The following is a 1175-nucleotide window of genomic DNA, read 5'->3' on the forward strand; positions in this document are numbered from 1 at the left end:
ACATCTCTATTAAAACATTCAAGCATATTAATAATTCCATTTCCATTTGGAGTGCCGTTATTATTTATGCCTACTATTGTTTCTATTTGAGTTAATCTATTTTCAAAATTATTTTTTTTATTATAGGTTTTATTGTAGTTAAATATTTTTTTAYCCAAACTATTATTCATAAAATRCCTTTTTAWAGATTTTCTATTTTTTTATATCTTTTAATTCTATCTTCTAAACCATTGTATCCGCYGTTAATTTTTTTAGTTGCCTTTCTTATATCATCAATWCCYAAAAGCCCTCTGTTTATCCAATARCAGCAAGCRACATTAACAGCAACATTTCTCTCTAAAAGCCAATCAGGATTATTAACCAAATCAATATTAAGAAGTTTTCCATAATAAATATAATTGCTTTTTCCTGTAAGCTGTATTATTCCTCTTCCTCTGTACTTATASCCCTCATCAAAATTATTKCCAAGCCTTCCTCCGTATACTCTATTTGCAAGAGCCTCATCTCCTCTATATAARATATCTTTTGCCTCTTCAAGAKTTTTAAAATATTTTGGAAARACTTTTATTAAAACTTCTGGTCTATATTTRAAACTCTCTTCAAGTCTTTTATAACTTAAACTCTCATGACTAGTTTGAGCTAAAAACATCTTTATATCTTTTTCTTTTGTGATGTTRTAKGCAAGTAAATATTTTTTTAATATACTCTCCCAAGAAGAATCTATATTAAGAGCAGMTAAATATTTTTTTATATCAATCATATATTATTACCTCATAATATTTTTTTGTATTGAGTTTTTATCTTGGCTCTGTTATCTTCTATAGTTTTAAGTACTTCAATTTGATTTTCATTCAATAATCCTTGAGAAGCTAAACTATTAAGMACACTATCTAAAAGCTCTGCTCTAACTCCGTCTAGGTTTTGAGAATATTCACTTTGCCTTTGATTAATTATACAGCTATTATACTCTTCTTTTGTTATTAGATTTTCTTTATATTTTTCTTCTATAGTTTTTTCTATTATGTATTTTTTACCGTTTTTTTCTGATATCTTTTTACTTTTATCTAGATTCTCTAAMCCTCTTTCAATCATTACAATATAATCATCTTCATAATTTTTATTTAAAACTTGTTTATTTTTTATTTTATACTCGCAATGCCTTTCACATTATAACC

Annotated in this window: 2 protein-coding genes; both read right to left on the reverse strand. The window is 25.4% G+C overall.

The features are described from left to right. Positions 1 to 181 precede the first annotated feature (181 nt). Positions 182 to 760 carry a glycoside hydrolase family 19 protein gene (locus tag GQX97_RS12285; RefSeq protein ID WP_157152214.1) on the reverse strand — a complete coding sequence of 193 codons (579 nt, stop codon included), beginning with the start codon at positions 758 to 760 and terminating at the stop codon, positions 182 to 184. Positions 761 to 771: 11 nt separating this feature from the next. Then, on the reverse strand, positions 772 to 1092 hold the full coding sequence (locus GQX97_RS12290; RefSeq protein ID WP_232473361.1) for a hypothetical protein: 321 nt from the start codon (positions 1090 to 1092) through the stop codon (positions 772 to 774). Positions 1093 to 1175: the final 83 nt, after the last annotated feature.

It is taken from the genome of Brachyspira sp. SAP_772 (assembly GCF_009755885.1).
GTDB lineage: Bacteria > Spirochaetota > Brachyspiria > Brachyspirales > Brachyspiraceae > Brachyspira.